Source organism: Streptomyces sp. NPDC104313, from assembly GCF_055583985.1.
This window is the reverse complement of record NZ_JBVJMW010000019.1, coordinates 64,694-82,815: the sequence shown is the minus strand read 5'-3', so window position 1 is coordinate 82,815 and position 18,122 is coordinate 64,694. Positions and strand designations below refer to the sequence as shown.

Annotated in this window: 12 protein-coding genes; 8 read left to right on the top strand and 4 right to left on the bottom strand. The window is 71.1% G+C overall.

Annotation, left to right across the window (positions count from 1 at the left end; all coding sequences use genetic code 11):
- The first annotated feature begins 202 nt into the window (after window positions 1-202).
- Genes ACZ60Q_RS32015 through ACZ60Q_RS32000 form a run of 4 tightly spaced genes read left to right on the top strand, consistent with a single transcriptional unit; the run spans window position 203 to window position 6,012 of the window.
- Window positions 203-1,351, top strand: a complete 1,149-nt coding sequence (locus ACZ60Q_RS32015) for a CaiB/BaiF CoA transferase family protein (protein ID WP_469641061.1) — start codon at window positions 203-205, stop codon at window positions 1,349-1,351.
- 7 nt (window positions 1,352-1,358) lie between these two features.
- Complete coding sequence (locus tag ACZ60Q_RS32010; RefSeq protein ID WP_469641060.1) at window positions 1,359-2,501, top strand: acyl-CoA dehydrogenase family protein; 1,143 nt, start codon at window positions 1,359-1,361, stop codon at window positions 2,499-2,501.
- A gap of 45 nt (window positions 2,502-2,546) precedes the next feature.
- The gene (locus ACZ60Q_RS32005) at window positions 2,547-3,761 is read left to right on the top strand and encodes an acetyl-CoA C-acetyltransferase (protein WP_469641059.1); all 1,215 of its coding nucleotides are present in this window, start codon (window positions 2,547-2,549) and stop codon (window positions 3,759-3,761) included.
- Window positions 3,762-3,804: 43 nt separating this feature from the next.
- The gene (locus ACZ60Q_RS32000) at window positions 3,805-6,012 is read left to right on the top strand and encodes a 3-hydroxyacyl-CoA dehydrogenase NAD-binding domain-containing protein (protein WP_469641058.1); all 2,208 of its coding nucleotides are present in this window, start codon (window positions 3,805-3,807) and stop codon (window positions 6,010-6,012) included.
- A 25-nt stretch (window positions 6,013-6,037) separates the two neighbouring features.
- Here the strand turns inward: ACZ60Q_RS32000 and ACZ60Q_RS31995 are convergent, their stop codons facing one another.
- Window positions 6,038-6,769 carry a MerR family transcriptional regulator gene (locus tag ACZ60Q_RS31995; RefSeq protein WP_469641057.1) on the bottom strand — a complete coding sequence of 244 codons (732 nt, stop codon included), beginning with the start codon at window positions 6,767-6,769 and terminating at the stop codon, window positions 6,038-6,040.
- Window positions 6,770-6,900: 131 nt separating this feature from the next.
- Here ACZ60Q_RS31995 and ACZ60Q_RS31990 point away from each other — a divergent pair, with 131 nt between their 5' ends.
- Window positions 6,901-7,377 (top strand): macro domain-containing protein, encoded by a 477-nt coding sequence (locus tag ACZ60Q_RS31990; protein ID WP_469641056.1) that lies wholly within the window; start codon window positions 6,901-6,903, stop codon window positions 7,375-7,377.
- Between the two features lie 290 nt (window positions 7,378-7,667).
- Here the strand turns inward: ACZ60Q_RS31990 and ACZ60Q_RS31985 are convergent, their stop codons facing one another.
- The gene (locus ACZ60Q_RS31985; protein WP_469641055.1) at window positions 7,668-9,227 is read right to left on the bottom strand and encodes a M1 family metallopeptidase; all 1,560 of its coding nucleotides are present in this window, start codon (window positions 9,225-9,227) and stop codon (window positions 7,668-7,670) included.
- Window positions 9,228-9,476: 249 nt separating this feature from the next.
- Between ACZ60Q_RS31985 and ACZ60Q_RS31980 the strand changes: the two genes are divergently transcribed.
- Window positions 9,477-10,862 carry a M14 family metallopeptidase gene (locus ACZ60Q_RS31980; RefSeq protein WP_469641054.1) on the top strand — a complete coding sequence of 462 codons (1,386 nt, stop codon included), beginning with the start codon at window positions 9,477-9,479 and terminating at the stop codon, window positions 10,860-10,862.
- A gap of 73 nt (window positions 10,863-10,935) precedes the next feature.
- On the top strand, window positions 10,936-12,696 hold the full coding sequence (locus ACZ60Q_RS31975) for a BCCT family transporter (RefSeq protein WP_469641053.1): 1,761 nt from the start codon (window positions 10,936-10,938) through the stop codon (window positions 12,694-12,696).
- 206 nt (window positions 12,697-12,902) lie between these two features.
- On the opposite strand, the gene ACZ60Q_RS31970 is transcribed toward ACZ60Q_RS31975, so the two are convergent.
- Window positions 12,903-13,826, bottom strand: a complete 924-nt coding sequence (locus tag ACZ60Q_RS31970) for an FAD-dependent oxidoreductase (RefSeq protein WP_469641052.1) — start codon at window positions 13,824-13,826, stop codon at window positions 12,903-12,905.
- A 125-nt stretch (window positions 13,827-13,951) separates the two neighbouring features.
- On the opposite strand from ACZ60Q_RS31970, the gene ACZ60Q_RS31965 reads away from it, so the two are divergent.
- Window positions 13,952-15,589 (top strand): ABC-F family ATP-binding cassette domain-containing protein, encoded by a 1,638-nt coding sequence (locus tag ACZ60Q_RS31965; protein ID WP_469641051.1) that lies wholly within the window; start codon window positions 13,952-13,954, stop codon window positions 15,587-15,589.
- Between the two features lie 58 nt (window positions 15,590-15,647).
- Here the strand turns inward: ACZ60Q_RS31965 and ACZ60Q_RS31960 are convergent, their stop codons facing one another.
- Complete coding sequence (locus ACZ60Q_RS31960; protein WP_469641050.1) at window positions 15,648-18,092, bottom strand: Tex family protein; 2,445 nt, start codon at window positions 18,090-18,092, stop codon at window positions 15,648-15,650.
- Window positions 18,093-18,122: the final 30 nt, after the last annotated feature.

Genomic DNA, 18,122 nt, shown 5'->3' with positions numbered 1-18,122 from the left:
ACCTCCGCTGCGATCCGGGTGCCGACGTGGCAGGCAGAGGGTAGCGGAGAGCGACGTGGCGGCGCCCGGCCGGGCGGGCCGAATGCGACAGGATCGGAGGAGAACTAAGCGCTTGCTCGGCCCGAGGGGTTGTGCGGAGCCGGGCTCGTTCCTAGCATCACTGATGTTACATCGGTTGTGTCACACCCCTGGGGGCTCACAGATGGCGAAAGGCCCAAGGACCGGGCACGGTCCGCTGACCGGTGTCCGTGTCGTCGAGCTGGCGGGCATCGGACCCGGACCGTTCGCCGCGATGCTGCTGGCGGACCTCGGGGCCGACGTCGTACGCGTCGACCGGCCCGGCGGCACGGCGCTCGGCGTCGATCCCGCGTCCGACCTCACCAACCGCAACAAGCGCTCCGTGCTCCTGGACCTCAAGAGCGACGAGGGACCGGCCCGTGTCCTGGACCTCGTCGAACGCGCCGACATCCTGGTCGAGGGTCTCCGCCCCGGCGTCGCCGAACGCCTCGGCGTCGGGCCCGGCGCCTGCCTCGACCGCAACCCGAGGCTCGTCTACGGCCGGATGACCGGCTGGGGCCAGGAAGGGCCGCTCGCCGAGCGCGCCGGACACGACATCGCCTACCTCGCGATCACCGGCACCCTGTCCATGATCGGCAGGCCGGACGAGCCGCCCGTGGTCCCCGCCAATCTGGTCGGCGACTACGCGGGCGGCTCGCTCTACCTCGTCGTCGGCGTCCTCGCCGCCCTCCAGCACGCCCGTGCCCACGGTGAGGGGCAGGTCGTCGACGCCGCCATCGTGGACGGTGCCGCCCACCTCGCCACGATGATCCACGGCATGCTGGCGGCCGGGAGCTGGCAGGACCGGCGCGGCACGAACCTTCTCGACGGCGGCTGCCCGTTCTACGGCACCTACGCCACGTCCGACGGCGGCCACATGGCGGTCGGCGCGCTGGAGGAGAAGTTCTACGCGGAGTTCATCGGCCTCCTCGGCCTCGCGGACGCCTTCCCCGACCGGTGGGACCTCGCCCGCTGGGAGAAGCTGCGCGCCGCCGTCACCGAGCGCTTCCTGACCCGTACGCGCGCCGAGTGGACCGAGGTGTTCGACGGCACCGACGCCTGCGTTGCCCCCGTGCTCTCCCTCACCGAAGCACCGCACCACCCGCACCTCGCCGCCCGCTCCACCTTCGTCGAGCACAGCGGCCTCACGCAGCCCGCGCCCGCCCCCCGCTTCTCGGCCACCCCCGTCTCCGTACGCGGCGGGCCCGCCCTGCCCGGCGGCGACACGGCCGCTGTCGCCGCTGACTGGGACATACCGGCACTGTGGCCCGCAGACTCCCCCGACACCTACTAGGAGACCCGTGCGACGGCAGATCTTCACCGAGGAGCACGACGCCTTCCGCGAGACCGTCCGGGCCTTCCTGGTCAAGGAGGTCATCCCCTACTACGAGCAGTGGGAGCAGGACGGTATCGTCTCCCGCGACGCCTGGCTCGCCGCCGGACGCGCGGGACTGCTGGGCCTCGCCGTCCCGGAGGAGTACGGAGGCGGCGGCAGCGACGACTTCCGCTACAGCGCCGTCCTCGCCGAGGAGTTCACCCGGGCCGGGGCCCCCGGACTCGCGATCGGCCTGCACAACGACATCATCGGCCCCTACCTCACGGGCCTGGCCACCGACGAGCAGAAGAGGCGCTGGCTCCCCGGCTTCTGCTCCGGCGCGACCATCACCGCGATCGCGATGACCGAACCGGGTGCGGGCTCCGACCTCCAGGGCATCCGCACCACCGCCGAGGACAAGGGCGACCACTGGCTGCTCAACGGGTCCAAGACCTTCATCTCCAACGGCATCCTCGCCGACCTGGTCGTCGTCGTCGCGAAGACGACCCCCGACGGCGGGGCCAAGGGCCTCTCCCTGATCGTCGTCGAGCGCGGGGCGGAGGGCTTCGAGCGGGGCCGCAACCTCGACAAGATCGGCCAGAAGTCCCAGGACACCGCCGAACTGTTCTTCGACGACGTCCGCGTCCCCAAGGAGAACCTCCTCGGCGAACTCGACGGCGCGTTCATCCACCTGATGACCAACCTGGCCCAGGAACGCCTGGGCATAGCGGTCGCCGGGATCGCCGCCGCCGAACACCTGCTGGAGATCACCACCCGGTACGTCAAGGAACGCGAAGCCTTCGGGCGCCCGCTCTCGGGGCTCCAGCACATCCGCTTCGAGATCGCCGAGATGGCCACCGAGTGCGCCGTCACCCGGACCTTCCTCGACCGGTGCATCGTCGACCACTCCGACGGCGTCCTGGACGCCGTACACGCCTCCATGGCCAAGTGGTGGGCCACCGAGCTGCAAAAGCGCGTCGCCGACCGCTGCCTTCAACTGCACGGAGGCTACGGCTACATGAGCGAGTACAAGGTCGCCAGGGCGTTCACCGACGGCCGCGTCCAGACCATCTACGGCGGCACGACCGAGATCATGAAGGAGATCATCGGTCGCTCGCTGCTCGCCTGAGCCCCCGGGCCCCTGTCGTCCAACCGCCCTCGAAAGGCAGCTGTCTTGAGTACCGAAGCATTCGTCTACGACGCGATCCGCACCCCGAGGGGCCGCGGCAAGGCCAACGGGGCCCTGCACGGGACCAAGCCGATCGACCTGGTCGTCGGCCTCATCCACGAGATCCGGGGCCGCCTCCCGGACCTCGACCCGGCCGCGATCGACGACATCGTCCTCGGCGTGGTCAGCCCGCTCGGCGATCAGGGCTCCGACATCGCCCGCATCGCCGCCATCGCGGCCGGCCTGCCCGACTCCGTCGCCGGGGTCCAGGAGAACCGCTTCTGTGCCTCGGGGCTGGAAGCGGTCAACCTGGCCGCCGCCAAGGTCCGTTCCGGCTGGGAGGACCTCGTCCTCGCCGGTGGCGTCGAGTCGATGTCCCGGGTACCGATGGGCTCCGACGGCGGGGCCTGGGCGATGGACCCGATGACCAGCTTCGAGACCGGCTTCGCCCCGCAGGGCATCGGCGCCGACCTCATCGCCACCATCGAGGGCTTCGGCCGACGCGATGTCGACGAGTACGCCGCGCTCTCCCAGGAGCGCGCCGCCGCCGCCTGGAAGGACGGCCGCTTCGCCCGCTCCGTCGTCCCGGTCAAGGACCGCAACGGCCTGCTCGTCCTCGACCACGACGAACACCTGCGCCCCGGCACCACCGCCGACTCCCTCGCCGGTCTCAAGCCCTCCTTCGCGGGCATCGGCGAGATGGGCGGCTTCGACGCGGTGGCCCTCCAGAAGTACCACTGGGTGGAGAAGATCGACCACGTCCACCACGCCGGCAACTCCTCCGGCATCGTGGACGGCGCGTCGCTCGTCGCCATCGGCTCCAAGGAGGTCGGCGAGCGCTACGGCATGACCCCGCGCGCCCGTATCGTCTCCGCCGCCGTCTCCGGCTCCGAGCCCACCATCATGCTCACCGGCCCCGCCCCCGCCACCCGCAAGGCGCTCGCCAAGGCCGGGCTGACCATCGACGACATCGACCTCGTCGAGATCAACGAAGCCTTCGCCGGAGTCGTCCTGCGCTTCGTCAGGGACATGGGCCTGACCCTGGACAAGGTCAACGTCAACGGCGGCGCGATCGCCCTCGGTCACCCGCTCGGCGCGACCGGCGCGATGATCCTCGGCACCGTCATCGACGAACTGGAGCGCCGCGACCAGCGGTTCGGCCTCGTCACCCTCTGCGTCGGCGGCGGCATGGGCGTCGCCACCGTCGTCGAACGCGTCTGACCGTCCCGTCCCGGCCACCTTCGCTCACGGAGAAGACACCGACATGACCGACAGCACCACCATCCGCTGGGAACAGGACGAGACCGGCGTCGTCACTCTCGTCCTTGACGACCCGAACCAGTCGGCCAACACGATGAACCAGGCCTTCAAGGACTCCATCGCCGCCGTCGCGGACCGCGCCGAGGCGGAGAAGGACTCCATCCGCGGCATCATCTACACCTCCGCCAAGAAGACCTTCTTCGCGGGCGGCGACCTCAAGGACATGATCAAGGTCGGCCCGGAGAACGCCCAGGACGCCTTCGACGCCGGCAATGCCATCAAGGCCTCGCTCCGCCGCATCGAGACCCTCGGCAAGCCCGTCGTCGCCGCCATCAACGGCGCTGCCCTCGGCGGCGGTTACGAGATCGCGCTCGCCTCCCACCACCGCGTCGCCCTCGACGCCCCCGGCTCCCGCATCGGCCTGCCCGAGGTCACTCTCGGCCTGCTCCCGGCGGGCGGTGGCGTCACCCGGACCGTACGTCTCATGGGCATCGCCGACGCCCTGCTCAAGGTGCTGCTCCAGGGCACCCAGTACACCCCGCGGCGGGCGCTGGAGAACGGTCTCGTCCACGAAGTCGCCGCCACCCGCGAGGAGATGACCGAGAAGGCCCGCGCCTTCATCGACGCCCACCCCGAGTCCCAGCAGCCCTGGGACGTCAAGGGCTACAAGATCCCCGGCGGCACCCCGTCCCACCCGCGCTTCGCCGCCAACCTGCCCGCCTTCCCGGCCAACCTGAAGAAGCAGCTCGCGGGCGCGCCGATGCCCGCGCCGCGCAACATCCTGGCGGCGGCGGTCGAAGGCTCCCAGGTCGACTTCGAGACAGCCCTGACCATCGAGGCCCGGTACTTCACCGAGCTGGTCACCGGCCAGGTCTCCAAGAACATGATCCAGGCGTTCTTCTTCGACCTCCAGGCCGTCAACTCCGGTGCCAACCGCCCCAAGAGCATCCCCGAGCGGCCCGTCCGCAAGGTCGCCGTCCTCGGCGCCGGGATGATGGGCGCGGGCATCGCCTACTCCTGCGCCAAGGCCGGGATCGAGGTCGTCCTCAAGGACGTCTCCAGCGAGACGGCCGCCAAGGGCAAGGCGTACAGCGAGAAACTTCTCGCCAAGGCGCTCTCCCGGGGCCGGACGACCGAGGCGAAGCGCGACGAACTGCTGGCCCGGATCACCCCCACCGGCGACGCTGCCGACCTCGCGGGCTGCGACGCGGTCATCGAGGCGGTCTTCGAGGACACCGCCCTCAAGCACCAGGTGTTCCAGGAGATCAGGGACGTCATCGAGCCGGACGCGCTGCTCTGCTCCAACACCTCCACCCTCCCGATCACGGTCCTCGCCGAAGGGGTCTCGCGCCCCGTCGACTTCATCGGGCTGCACTTCTTCTCGCCTGTCGACAAGATGCCCCTCGTCGAGATCATCAAGGGCGAGCGCACCGGCGACGAGGCGCTCGCCCGCGCCTTCGACCTGGTGCGCCGCATCAAGAAGACGCCGATCGTCGTCAACGACTCGCGTGGCTTCTTCACCTCGCGCGTCATCGGCCAGTTCATCAACGAGGGCGTCGCCATGGTCGGCGAGGGCGTGGAGCCCGCGTCGATCGAGCAGGCCGCCGCCCAGTCCGGCTACCCGGCCAAGGTGCTCTCCCTGATGGACGAGCTGACCCTGACCCTGCCGCGCAAGATCCGCGACGAGACGAAGCGTGCGGTGGAGGAGGCCGGAGGCAGCTGGCCCGGCCACCCCTCCGACGAGGTCATCGACCGGATGGTCGACGAGTTCGGCCGCCCGGGGCGCAGCGGGGGAGCGGGCTTCTACGACTACGACGAGGACGGCAGGCGCGTCGGCCTCTGGCCCGGGCTGCGCGAGCATTTCGGGGGTTCTGGAAGTCGCCCCCCGGGCAAGCACAGCACGAATCCCGACGCCGATGTGCCCTTCGAGGACATGAAGGAGCGGATGCTCTTCTCCGAGGCCCTGGACAGTGTCCGCTGCCTGGGGGAGAACGTCCTCATCTCCGTCGCCGACGCCAACATCGGCTCCATCATGGGCATCGGCTTCCCGCCGTGGACCGGCGGCGTCCTCCAGTACATCAACGGGTACGAGGGCGGTCTGCCCGGCTTCGTGGCCCGCGCCCGCGAACTCGCCGAGCGTTACGGCGACCGCTTCCTGCCGCCCGCCCTGCTGGTGGAGAAGGCGGAGAAGGGCGAGACCTTCCACGACTGACGGCCCGAACGGGCCGTGTTCACCGTCACTCGGCGGTGAACGCGGCCCGCAGCTCCTCCTTCAACGATCGCTGAAAAGCCGTCACCAGTGCCTGCACCACGATCGGCTGCATATCGGCGGACAGCGACTTCATCGCCGCCACATGCTCCGGGTCGCCCTCGCGCTCCCGATAGGGGTTCCACACCTCGTCCCGGAACAGCCGGGTCATCTCCTGGGCGGCCGAGCGGGTGTGCTCCAGCAGAACCGTCCGCGCCGCCAGGATCGTCTCGTGCGCGATCGGCATGTCCAGCAGCTCCACCCCGAGCCGCAACAGCCCCAGGTCCACCCGGTGCCGCCCGCCGGGCTCCTGCGGCCGGACCAGCACGCCCATCGCCGCCAGCCGCTCCACGTCCGCCTCCGACAGCGCCCGCCCGGCCCGCCGCTCCAGCTCGGCCCGGGAGAGGTCCTCGGTCCGGTCCGGCGCCCAGGACGCGACCAGCGCCCGGTGGATCGCCAGATCGTGGGCGCTCAGGTCGGGCGGCAACTGTTCCAGATAGCGTTCGATCGCCGCCAGCGTCATGCCCTGCTGCTGGAGCTCCTCGATCAGCGCGAGCCGCGAGAGATGGTCAGGCCCGTAGTGTCCGACCCGGCGGGGCCCGATGACCGGGGGCGGCAACAGGCCCCGGGTGCTGTAGAACCGCACGGTGCGCACGGTGACCCCGGCACGCGCCGCCAGCTCGTCCACCGTGAACGTCGGCTCGTCGGTCCCCGTCGCCATCTCTGCTCCCCGCCGTCGAACCCTCGTGTCGGACAGTGCCGCTGTCTCACCATTACTGTGAAAGTCTCCGGCACCATCGCCCCGCCGTCCACCCCGGCCCCGTTGTCAGTAGCGGCCCGTACGGTGAGGGAATGACGGAGATCAACTATGTGCGGGGGGACGCCACCGCTCCGCAGGGCAAGGGCGTCAAGGTGATCGTCCACGTCTGCAATGACCTCGGCGGCTGGGGCAAGGGTTTCGTCCTGGCCCTCTCCCGCCGCTGGCCGGAGCCCGAGGCCGCCTACCGGCGCTGGCACCGGGAGCGCGCGGGCAACGACTTCGCGCTGGGCGCGGCGCAGTTCGTGCGGGTGGAGCCCTGCCTCTGGGTGGCCAACACGGTCGGCCAGCGGGGTATGCGCACCGGCAGCAAAGGGGCGCCCGTGCGGTACGAGGCGATCGACGCGGCGCTCGGCGAGGTGGCCGTCACGGCGGGCGAGCTGGGGGCCTCGGTCCATATGCCCCGGATCGGCTGTGGGCTCGCGGGCGGCACGTGGGCCAGGATCGAACCGCTGGTCGAGCGACGCCTGATATCCGCCGGCCTACCGGTGACGGTGTACGACCACGACTGACAGGGCGGCCGGCGGTCCCCGACCCCCGGTTCTCCGGAGGACGAGGGATCATGGATGGGCAGGGGACGGGCAGCGCACGGCAGGCCCGCCGGGACCACGCCCTGACGCCCGCCGACCATGTCTGGGTGCATGCCACCGGCTTCCCCGTGTACCAGCACGCGGCCCGCGCCGCGTCGCGTACGGCGGGACACGACGCCCGCGTCGCGTACGGCGGGACACGACGCCCGCGCCGCCGAGGCGCGTCGGAACGGAACGGCTCAACGCCCGCCGTTCCGACGCCCCGGGACATGTCAGGGGTGGCCGTGACCCGCGTGCCCCCGGCCGGCTTCGTCGCCGCGGTCGCCGCGGTCGTGCACGGTGTTCGTCGCCGCGATCTTCTGCCAGGATGCGGGGCGCTCGACCCGCGCCGCCGTCCGCGCCGACAGCGCGGCCTCGCCGACACCCGCGTCGGCCGCGGCCGGAAGCGGGGGCCGCGACGGCTGGTAGAGCCAGGTGTCGAAGAGCGCGGCGAGCGGCCGGCCCGAGACCCGCTCCGCGTACCGGACGAAGTCTCCGACGTTCGCGTTCCCGTACGCGTGCTCGGCCGGCCAGCCCTTCAGCAGCTCGAAGAAGGTGTCGTCGCCCACCTCGTTGCGCAGCGCCTGGAGCGTCAGCGCCCCCCGGTCGTAGACGGCGATGTCGAACTGGTCGTCCGGGCCCGGGTCGCCCGGCTTCACCTTCCAGAACGGGTCGTCGGCCGGGTGCTGGGCATACGTGTAGTCCGCCAGCTCCTGCGTGGTGCCCTCGCCCTCCTTCTCCGACCAGAGCCACTGGCTGTAGCGGGCGAAGCCCTCGTTGATCCAGATGTCCTTCCAGCCGTCGACCGAGACACTGTCGCCGTACCACTGGTGGGCCAGCTCGTGCACGACGACGGAGACGTTGGCGCCGTTCGCGAACTGCTTCGGGCTGTAGAAGGGCCTGGTCTGGGTCTCCAGGGCGAAGCCGCTCGTCACGTTCGGCACGTAACCGCCCAGCGCGTTGAACGGGTAGGGGCCGAACACCTCGGTCAGCCACTCGGCGACCTCGGTGGTCCGCTCGATGCTCGCGCGGGCCGCACCGGTGTTGGCGCCGAGGTCCTTGCTGTAGGCGTTGAGGACCGGCAGGCCGTCGGCGGTCCTGTCGGTCGTGATGTCGAACCTGCCGATGGCGAGCGTCGTCAGATAGGTCGCCTGCGGCTTGTCGGAGCGCCAGTTGAAGCGGGTCCAGCCGAGCTTCGAACTCTGCGACCGGAGAACCCCGTTGCTGATCGCCTGGGTGCCGTCCGGGACCGAGACCGACACGTCGTAGGTCGCCTTGTCCAGCGGATGGTCGTTGCTCGGGTACCACCACACGGCCGACTCCGGCTCCTGCGCGGCGACACCGCCGTCCGGGGTCCGCGCCCACGCGGTCCAGCCGTTGATCTTCAGCTCGGAGGGCTTCCCGGCGTACCGGACGACGACGGAGACGTCCTTGCCCTTCGTCAGGGGGGCCGCCGGGGTGATCTCCAGTTCGTGGTCGCCGCTCGTGGCGAACCGGGCCTTCCTGCCGTTCACCCGCACCTCGGAGACGTCGAGTCCGAAGTCGAGGTTGAAGCGGGACAGCTCCTGCGTGGTGGTGGCGAGTATCGTCGCCGTGCCCTCCAGCAGGTCGGTCGTCGGCCGGTACTTCAGCCGCAGGTCGTAGTGGGACACGTCATAGCCACCGTTTCCGCTGGCCGGGTAGTAGGGGTCGCCGATACCCGGGGCGCCCACGGTGCCCGGTGAGGCCGCTGCCGGGATCGCCAGCAGAAGGGTGGCCGCCAGTGCGCTGGGGACGATGAATCTGCGGTGCACGCAAACTCCACATGGTCGGGTCGGATGATCTTCCGACCGGTCGTCACGAGGCTACGCACCAGCCGGAGCGGGGCGGGCCCTTTCGGGAACTCCTGTCACACGATCGCCATTTCGCCGTCACGGGCGGCCCCTACGACAGTGGTGATCGACCCCTGTCGCACGGGAGTTGACCGGGGTAACGTCCGCACATCGTCGACAGCCGGACGGGCGTCACGGCGCCCGCCCCCCATGTTCCGGAGGTAGTCGCTGATGACCCCTCGCATCGTTCGTGCGCTCCGCGTGCTCAGCCCGCATCCGTGGCTCGCCCCGGTCACCGGCTCCGCCCGGCCGCAGTCCGCGCCCGCGCGCCGCGGGGCGAAGGCGTTGCGCCGGACGGCCGTGGCGGCGACGCTCCTCGGCCTGGCCCTCCCGTTGGCCATCGCGCCCGCCGAGGCCGCGCACCGCCCGCCACGCACCGGGTTCGAGACGAGTGAGGGGGACCGCTGGACCGGCGAGGCGGAGGAGCGGTCCTTCCTCGCCGCGGTGGACCGGGGGAGCGACCGGGTCGCCGTGGACCGCGTCGGCACGACCGGTCAGGGCCGGCCCCTGCGGCTCGTACGCGTCGGCCAGGAGCGCCCCGGGGCCACCACGGTGCTCCTGGTCTGCAGCCAGCACGGTGACGAGCCCGCGGGGCGCGAGGCCTGTCTGACCACCATCCGTGACCTGGCGTTCGCCGAGGACCGGGCGACCCGCGCCTTCCTGGCCCGTACGACCCTGCTGGTGCTGCCCACGGCCAACCCCGACGGACGTGCCGCCGACACCCGCGGCAACGCCGACGGGGTCGACGTCAACCGCGACCACATCGCCCTGGAGACCGCCGAGGCGCGGGCCCTCGCCACCGTCGTACGCGACGAACGGCCCCAGGTGATCTACGACTTGCACGAGTACGGCGCGACCCCGCCCTACTACAGCAAGGACCTCTTCGCGCTGTGGCCACGGAACCTCAACGTCGACGACCGGGTGCACGAGGTCTCGCGTACCCTCTCCGAGCGGTACGTCCGCCCCGCCGCGACGGCGGGCGGCTACAGCAGCGGCCACTACGGCATCTGGACCGATCCGGCCACCGGGGAGCCCGTCAAGCAGGTCGCCGGCGACGGCCAGGAGCGCATCCTGCGCAACACCTCCGGACTCAAACACGCCGTCGGCCTGCTCATCGAGTCCCGGATCGACGCGCTGAGCGACGCGGAGAAGGTGGATCAGGCACTCAACCACCGGCGCAGGGTCCACTCCCAGCAGACCGCGCTCGGCGGTCTCCTCGCCTTCACCGACGAGCAGCGCGCCCGGCTCCGGAGCGCCACCGCCCTCGCGCGCCTGACCGGCCTCGCGGACCGGGGGCCGGTGTACCTCGGCGGCGCCGACAACGACCCGGCCGAGCCCGCCGAGATCCTCGCCGACCCGCCGTGCGGCTACCGGCTGGACGCGGCCCAGTACGCGGCGGTGAAGGATCGGCTGGCTCTGCACGGTGTCCGGTCCCGACCGGACGGGGATGGCGCATTTGTGCCTTTGCGTCAATTTGCCCGTAACCTGATTCCTCTCCTTCTCGATCAGCGGGCGACATTTCACCTCACAAGCGGTCAAGCAAGAACCGTTTGTTGATCCTTCGGGATTTCGGGCAGGTGTGGTACTGCCTAGAAGGAGCGTTTTTCAGACTCGGTGAAAGGTGCCATCAGTGTCCCAGGACGACCAGACGACGGACGGGCGGGAAGCGCTGTCGGTCACGGCTGATCTTCCCCCCGAACCGGTCGGTGCCAGGACTCCCACCACCGATCGAGTGGTGTTCGGCGTCACCGCGGTCCTCACGCTGGCCTTCGTCGTATGGGGGGCGACCGCCACCGACTCCTTGCAGAACGTTTCCAGCAAGCTGCTCGACGGGCTGATCCACAACGGCGGCTGGGCCTTCATGCTCGCCGCCACCGGCTTCGTCATCTTCGCGCTCTGGCTGGCGGTCAGCCGGTACGGCAAGATCTGCCTGGGCCAGGAGGGCGAGGAACCGGAGTTCCGGACCGTCTCCTGGGTCGCGATGATGTTCAGCGCGGGCATGGGCATCGGCTTGATGTTCTACGGCGTGAGCGAGCCGCTCGCCCACTTCCGTACCCCGCCGCCGGGCACCGACCCCGCCGACGCCGCCGAGGCCATGCAGACGGCGATGGCCACCACGCTCTTCCACTGGACCCTGCATCCCTGGGCCATCTACGCGGTCGTCGGGCTCGCCATCGCCTACAGCACCTATCGGCGGCGCCGGCGGCAGACGATCAGCGCCGTCTTCGTGCCGCTGATCGGCGAGCGGCACGCCCACGGAGGTTTCGGCCGTTTCATCGACATCCTGGCCATCTTCGCGACGCTGTTCGGCTCGGCCGCCTCCCTCGGCCTTGGCGCGCTCCAGATCGGCAGCGGCTTCGAGGAACTGAACTGGATGGAGAAGACCGGCACCGGTCTCCTCATCGCGATCATCGCCGTACTGACGGTCTGCTTCGTCATCTCCGCGGTGTCCGGCGTGGAGAAGGGCATCCAGTGGCTCTCCAACACCAACATGGTGCTGGCGCTGGTTCTCGTCCTGTTCGTGTTCATCGCCGGACCCACGATCTTCATGCTCGACCTGCTGCCCACGTCCATCGGGGCCTACGTGAGCGACCTGGGACAGCTCGTCGGACGCACGGAGGCGACCGGCGGCAGTGCCGTGGCCGACTGGCTAGGCAGCTGGACGGTCTTCTACTGGGCCTGGTGGATCTCCTGGACGCCCTTCGTCGGTATGTTCATCGCCAGGATCAGCCGGGGCCGGACGATCCGTCAGTTCGTCGGCGGCGTCATCCTGGTGCCCAGCACGGTCAGCCTCATCTGGTTCGCCGTCTTCGGCGGCTCGGCCATGAGGCTGGACGAGGCGGGCAAGCTCGCGGGTGCGGACACTCCCGAGGCGCAGCTCTTCGGAGTCCTCCAGGAGTTCCCGATCGCCACGGTGATGAGCATCCTGGTGATGGTTCTGGTGGGCATCTTCTTCGTCTCCGGGGCGGACGCCGCATCGATCGTCATGGGCACGCTCTCGCAGAAGGGCGTTCTGGAGCCGGGCCGTTGGGTGATCATCTTCTGGGGCGTCGTCACCGGTGCCGTCGCCGCGATCATGCTCCTCATCGGGGACGGTCAGGGCGACGCGCTGGCCGGGCTCCAGAACCTCACCATCCTGGTCGCCGCCCCCTTCACCATCGTGATGCTCGGCATGTGCGTGGCCCTGATGCGGGACCTGCGCAAGGACCCGCAGATCGTCCGGCAGGAGTTCGGCGTGGAGGCGGTCGAGTCCGCGGTGATCGAGGGGCACGCCAAGTACGACGGCGACTTCGAGATCCGCATCGGTCCCGGGACCATCACGGACGAGCGCCACAAGCCCGACCCCACCGGTTCGGGCACCACGGCCACGGAGAAGGGCTCCTCCGGCTGACCGGGGAACCGCCCATCCGTTCCGTACCAGTAGCCAGTAGCCAGTAGCCAGTAGCCGGTAGCCGGTAGCCAGTACCCGTGCCGGAGCCCGCGACCGCCGACCGGTCGTGGGCTCCGGCATGGCGTGTACCGCATACCACCGGGCGGGCCCGCTCCCGGCAGGTCCGCGCGCACCATCCGCACGGGCCCGCTCCCGGCGGCCCCCGGTCAGCCCACGAGCGCCGCCGCCGCCCGCGCGCATCCCCAGGCCACGGTCACGCCCGCGCCACCGTGACCGTAGTTGTGCACCAGCAGACCGCCGCCCGGCAGCGCCTCCGCCTCGATCCGCACCCCGGCCTCCCGCGCCGGCCGCAGCCCCACCCGGTGTCCGAGCACCCGGGCGCCGGCGATCTCCGGCCGGATCCGCGCACACCGCGCCACGATCGCCCGTGCCGTCTCCGGGGCGGGCTCCGTGCGCGGATCGTCCGCCTCGGCCGTACCACCCAGCACCAGGCGACCCGGCTGCGGGAAGAAGTACGTCGTCGCGGCCGACGCCGGATCCGCCTCCGTGTACCACTCCTCGATCCCCGGGTTCTCCACCGCGACCAACTGCCCCCGCACCGGCCGCACCCCGGCGTCGGGCACCAGCTCGCGCGCCCCGAGCCCCGTACAGTTCACCACCACCCCGCTCCGCTCCGCCGCCTCGCCGAACCCCGTCACCGCCCGCCGCTCCACCGCACCGCCGGCGGCCGCGAGCCGCCGCTCCAGCCACGCCAGGTGGACAGGCATGTCCAGCAGCGGCAGCGTCACCCGCAGCCCCTCGGGCACCTCCACGGCGTCCCTCAGTCCGGCCGACCAGTCACCCAGCGCCGCGAGCCGCTCCCCGCCGTGCAGCCCGGCCACCCGTCGTACGCCGGTCTCCTCCGGGGCGCCCGCCAGCTCCTCGTAGATCGCCAGCGTCGCCAGCGACCAGTCGCCCACCCGCTCCGCCGGCTCGATCCGGTACGGCCACCACAGGGCCCCCGCCACCGCCGACGTCGTCGCCCCGGCCGGATCGCGTGACCAGACCCGCACCCGCAGTCCGCGCTCCGCCAGCGTCACAGCGGTGGTCAGGCCGATGACTCCGCCGCCCACCACGATCACATCCGCCATCACGGTCACTCCTGTCACATCGGTACGGGTCCGTCGCTGCCCGGACGCTAGCCGAAACCGGAAACCCGGGGCCAGGGGTACAGGGCAAGGGGCACGGGGTGCCGGCGACTAGGATCGACACCCTGATGACTGCCACTCTCGTCGCCAAGGACCTCGCCGCCGGACACGGCGACCGCACGCTCTTCGCCGGGCTCGACCTCGTCGTCGCCCCCGGTGACGTGATCGGTCTCGTCGGAGTCAACGGCGCCGGCAAATCCTCCCTGCTCCGGCTGCTCGCCGGCCTCGACCGCCCGGAGGAGGGCGAGCTGCGGCTCTCCCCGCCCACCGCCACCGTCGGCCACCTCCCGCAGGAGCCCGAGCGCCGGGACGGTGAGACGGTGTCCGCGTTCCTGGCCCGACGCACCGGCGTCACCGACGCCCAGCGCGCGATGGACGAGGCGACCGAGGCCCTGGTCGCGGGCGCCCCGGGCGCGGACGACGCGTACTCCGAGTCCCTGGAGCGCTGGCTCGCCCTCGGCGGCGCGGACCTGGAGGAACGGGCCGGGCAGATCGCCGCCGAGCTGGGCCTGACCGTGGGCCTCGACCGGCCCATGACCGCGCTCTCCGGCGGCCAGGCCGCCCGCGCCGGACTCGCCTCGCTGCTCCTCTCCCGCTACGACGTCTTCCTGCTGGACGAGCCCACCAACGACCTCGACCTCGACGGACTCGATCGCCTGGAGCGCTTCGTGTCCGGCCTGCGCGCGGGCACCGTCGTCATCAGCCACGACCGTGAGTTCCTGATGCGCACGGTCACCAAGGTGCTGGAGCTGGACCTCGCCCAGCAGCAGATCAACCTGTACGGCGGTGGCTACGCGGCCTATCTGGAGGAGCGGGAGACCGCCCGGCGGCATGCCCGGGAGGGCTTCGAGGAGTACGCCGACAAGAAGGCGTCCCTCGAGGCGCGCGGCCATATGCAGCGCTCCTGGATGGACAAGGGCGTCAAGAACGCCCGCCGCAAGGCGACCGACGGCGACAAGCTCGGCCGCAACGCCCGCAGCGAGGCCAGCGAGAAGCAGGCCGCCAAGGCCCGGCAGACCCAGCGCATGATCGAACGTCTCGACGTCGTCGAGGAGCCGCGCAAGGAGTGGGAGCTGCGGATGGAGATCGCCTCCGCCCCGCGCTCCGGATCCGTCGTCGCGACCCTGCGCGAGGCTCGTGCGGTACGCGGCGGCTTCTCCTTCGGCCCCGCCTCGCTCCAGATCGACTGGGCGGACCGGGTCGCCATCACCGGGGCCAACGGCGCCGGCAAGTCCACCCTGCTGGCCGCCCTGTTGGAGCGGCTGCCGCTGGACTCCGGGAACGCCACGCTCGGTTCGGGCGTCGTCGTCGGCGAAGTGGACCAGGCCCGCAAGCTGTTCCTCGGAGCGCAGTCGCTGCTGGACGCCTTCTGCGCGGCCGTGCCCGATACGGAACCGGCCGAAGTCCGCACCCTGCTCGCCAAGTTCGGCCTCCGTGCCGACCACGTGATGCGACCGGCGACCAGCCTGTCGCCCGGGGAGCGCACCCGCGCCGCCCTCGCCCTGCTCCAGGGCCGGGGCGTCAACCTCTTGGTGCTCGACGAGCCGACGAACCACCTCGACCTGCCCGCCATCGAGCAGCTGGAAGCGGCCCTGGAGACGTACACGGGCACCCTGTTGCTGGTCACGCACGACCGTCGGATGCTGGAGGCGGTCAGGACGACTCGCCGCATCGAGGTGGCCGACGGCCAGGTCAAGGAAGTCTGAGCGGAGTTACGGGGGCGGGGGCGGGCCGCACGCGGCGACCCGTCCCCACTCGCTTCGCTCAGCGTCCCCGGCCGCCGCCCTGCTTCGGGTTGGTCAGTCCGGCCCGCCGCAGCGCGTCCGCCATCGCGCTGTTCGCCGGAGCCGGTCCCCCCTGGCCCTGGCCTTGCCGGGACGTGCCGCCGCCCCCGTCGCGCCGGTCCCTGCCGCCGCCGCCCTGCCGGCCCTGGCCGCCACCGGACGGCTGTCCCTGGCTCTGCCCCTGGCGCTGCTTCGGGGGACGGCCGCCCCGCTCGCCCCGGCCCTGCTGCCCGCCGCCCGCGCCGGGCTCGTCGTCAAGACGCAGCGTCAGCGAGATCCGCTTGCGCTCCACGTCGACGTCCATGACCTTGACCTTCACGATGTCCCCGGGCTTCACGACGTCGCGCGGATCCTTCACGAACGTCTTCGACAGCGCCGAGACGTGCGCCAGGCCGTCCTGGTGGACGCCGACGTCGACGAACGCGCCGAACGCGGCCACGTTGGTCACCACGCCTTCCAGCACCATGCCGGGCTCCAGGTCGCCGAGCTTCTCGACGCCCTCCTTGAAGGTCGCCGCCCGGAAGCCGGGGCGCGGGTCGCGCCCCGGCTTCTCCAGCTCCTTGAGGATGTCCGTCACGGTCGGCAGCCCGAACATGTCGTCCACGAAGTCCGCCGCGCGCAGCGCCCGCAGGGTCTCCGCGTTGCCGATCAGCGAGGCCACCTCGCCACCCGCGCTCTTCCCCATCCGCCGCACCACCGGGTAGGCCTCGGGGTGCACGCTGGAACCGTCCAGCGGATCGTCGCCGCCCCGGATCCGGAGGAAGCCCGCGCACTGCTCGTACGCCTTCGGGCCGAGCCGCGCCACGTCCTTGAGGGCCTTGCGGGACCGGAAGGGGCCGTGGGAGTCCCGGTGGGCGACGATGTTCTCGGCGAGCCCCGAGCTGATGCCCGATACGCGGGAAAGCAGCGGCGCCGACGCGGTGTTGACGTCCACACCGACCCCGTTCACACAGTCCTCGACGACCGTGTCCAGCGAACGCGACAGCTTCACCTCGGACAGGTCGTGCTGGTACTGCCCGACGCCGATCGACTTCGGGTCGATCTTCACCAGCTCGGCCAGCGGGTCCTGGAGCCGTCGTGCGATGGACACGGCGCCGCGCAACGTCACGTCCATGTCGGGCAGTTCCTGCGAGGCGAATGCTGAGGCGGAGTACACCGAGGCGCCCGCCTCCGAGACCATCACCTTGGTGAGCTTCAACTCCGGATGCCTGTCGATCAGTTCACCGGCGAGCTTGTCCGTCTCACGGGATGCCGTGCCGTTGCCGATCGCGATCAGGTCGACCGTGTGCTCCTTCGCGAGGTGCGCGAGCTTCGCCAGTGCCTGGTCCCACTTGTTCGCGGGCACGTGCGGGTGGATCACATCGGTGGCCACCACCTTGCCGGTGGCGTCGACGACCGCGACCTTCACCCCCGTACGGAATCCGGGGTCCAGGCCCAGCGTGGCCCGGGTCCCGGCGGGGGCGGCGAGCAGCAGGTCGCGCAGGTTCGAGGCGAAGACGCGCACCGCCTCGTCCTCCGCCGCCGTGCGCAGCCGCAGCCGCAGGTCGATGCCGAGGTGTACCTGGATCCGGGTCCGCCATGCCCAACGCACGGTGTCGCCGAGCCACTTGTCGCCGGGGCGGCCCCGGTCGGCGATCTCGAAGCGGCGGGCGATCATGTTCTCGTACGCGGACGGGCCCGGCCGCTCGGCCGCCTGCGGCTCCTCCGGTTCCAGGGCCAGGTCGAGCACGTTCTCCTTCTCGCCGCGCAGCATCGCTAGCACCCGGTGCGAGGGCAGTGCGGTGAACGGCTCAGCGAAGTCGAAGTAGTCGGCGAACTTCGCGCCGGCCTCCTCCTGGCCTTCGCGCACCTTCGCCGCCAGCCGACCGCGCGTCCACATGCGTTCGCGCAGCTCGCCGGTCAGGTCGGCGTCCTCGGAGAACCGCTCGGTGAGGATCGACCGGGCCCCGTCCAGGGCGGCGGCCGAGTCCGCCACTCCCTTGTCGCCGTCCACGAACGCGGCGGCCGCTGCGAGGGGATCGACCGACGGGTCGCCGAGCAGGCCGTCCGCCAGTGGTTCGAGCCCCGCCTCCCGGGCGATCTGCGCCTTCGTCCGCCGCTTCGGCTTGAACGGCAGGTAGATGTCCTCCAAGCGCGCCTTGGTCTCGGCGGCCCGGATGCTCGCCTCCAGCGCCGCGTCGAGCTTGCCCTGTTCGCGTACGGAGTCAAGGATCGACGTACGCCGCTCCTCCAGCTCCCGCAGATAGCGCAGCCGTTCCTCCAGGGTGCGCAGCTGCGCATCGTCGAGGGATTCGGTCGCCTCCTTGCGGTAGCGCGCGATGAACGGCACGGTCGATCCGCCGTCGAGCAACTCGACGGCCGCCCTGACCTGTCGCTCACGTACGCCGAGCTCCTCGGCGATCCTGCCTTCGATGGACGTCGTCACGGTTTTCCCGACTCGCCTTCTCGTACTGGC

Coding starts and splice junctions, on each gene's coding strand:
- ACZ60Q_RS32015 (WP_469641061.1), top strand. CDS start 203: ATGGCGAAAGGCCCAAGGACCGGGCACGGTCCGCTGACCGGTGTCCGT.
- ACZ60Q_RS32000 (WP_469641058.1), top strand. CDS start 3,805: ATGACCGACAGCACCACCATCCGCTGGGAACAGGACGAGACCGGCGTC.
- ACZ60Q_RS31995 (WP_469641057.1), bottom strand. CDS start 6,769: ATGGCGACGGGGACCGACGAGCCGACGTTCACGGTGGACGAGCTGGCG.
- ACZ60Q_RS31990 (WP_469641056.1), top strand. CDS start 6,901: ATGACGGAGATCAACTATGTGCGGGGGGACGCCACCGCTCCGCAGGGC.
- ACZ60Q_RS31980 (WP_469641054.1), top strand. CDS start 9,477: ATGACCCCTCGCATCGTTCGTGCGCTCCGCGTGCTCAGCCCGCATCCG.
- ACZ60Q_RS31970 (WP_469641052.1), bottom strand. CDS start 13,826: ATGGCGGATGTGATCGTGGTGGGCGGCGGAGTCATCGGCCTGACCACC.
- ACZ60Q_RS31965 (WP_469641051.1), top strand. CDS start 13,952: ATGACTGCCACTCTCGTCGCCAAGGACCTCGCCGCCGGACACGGCGAC.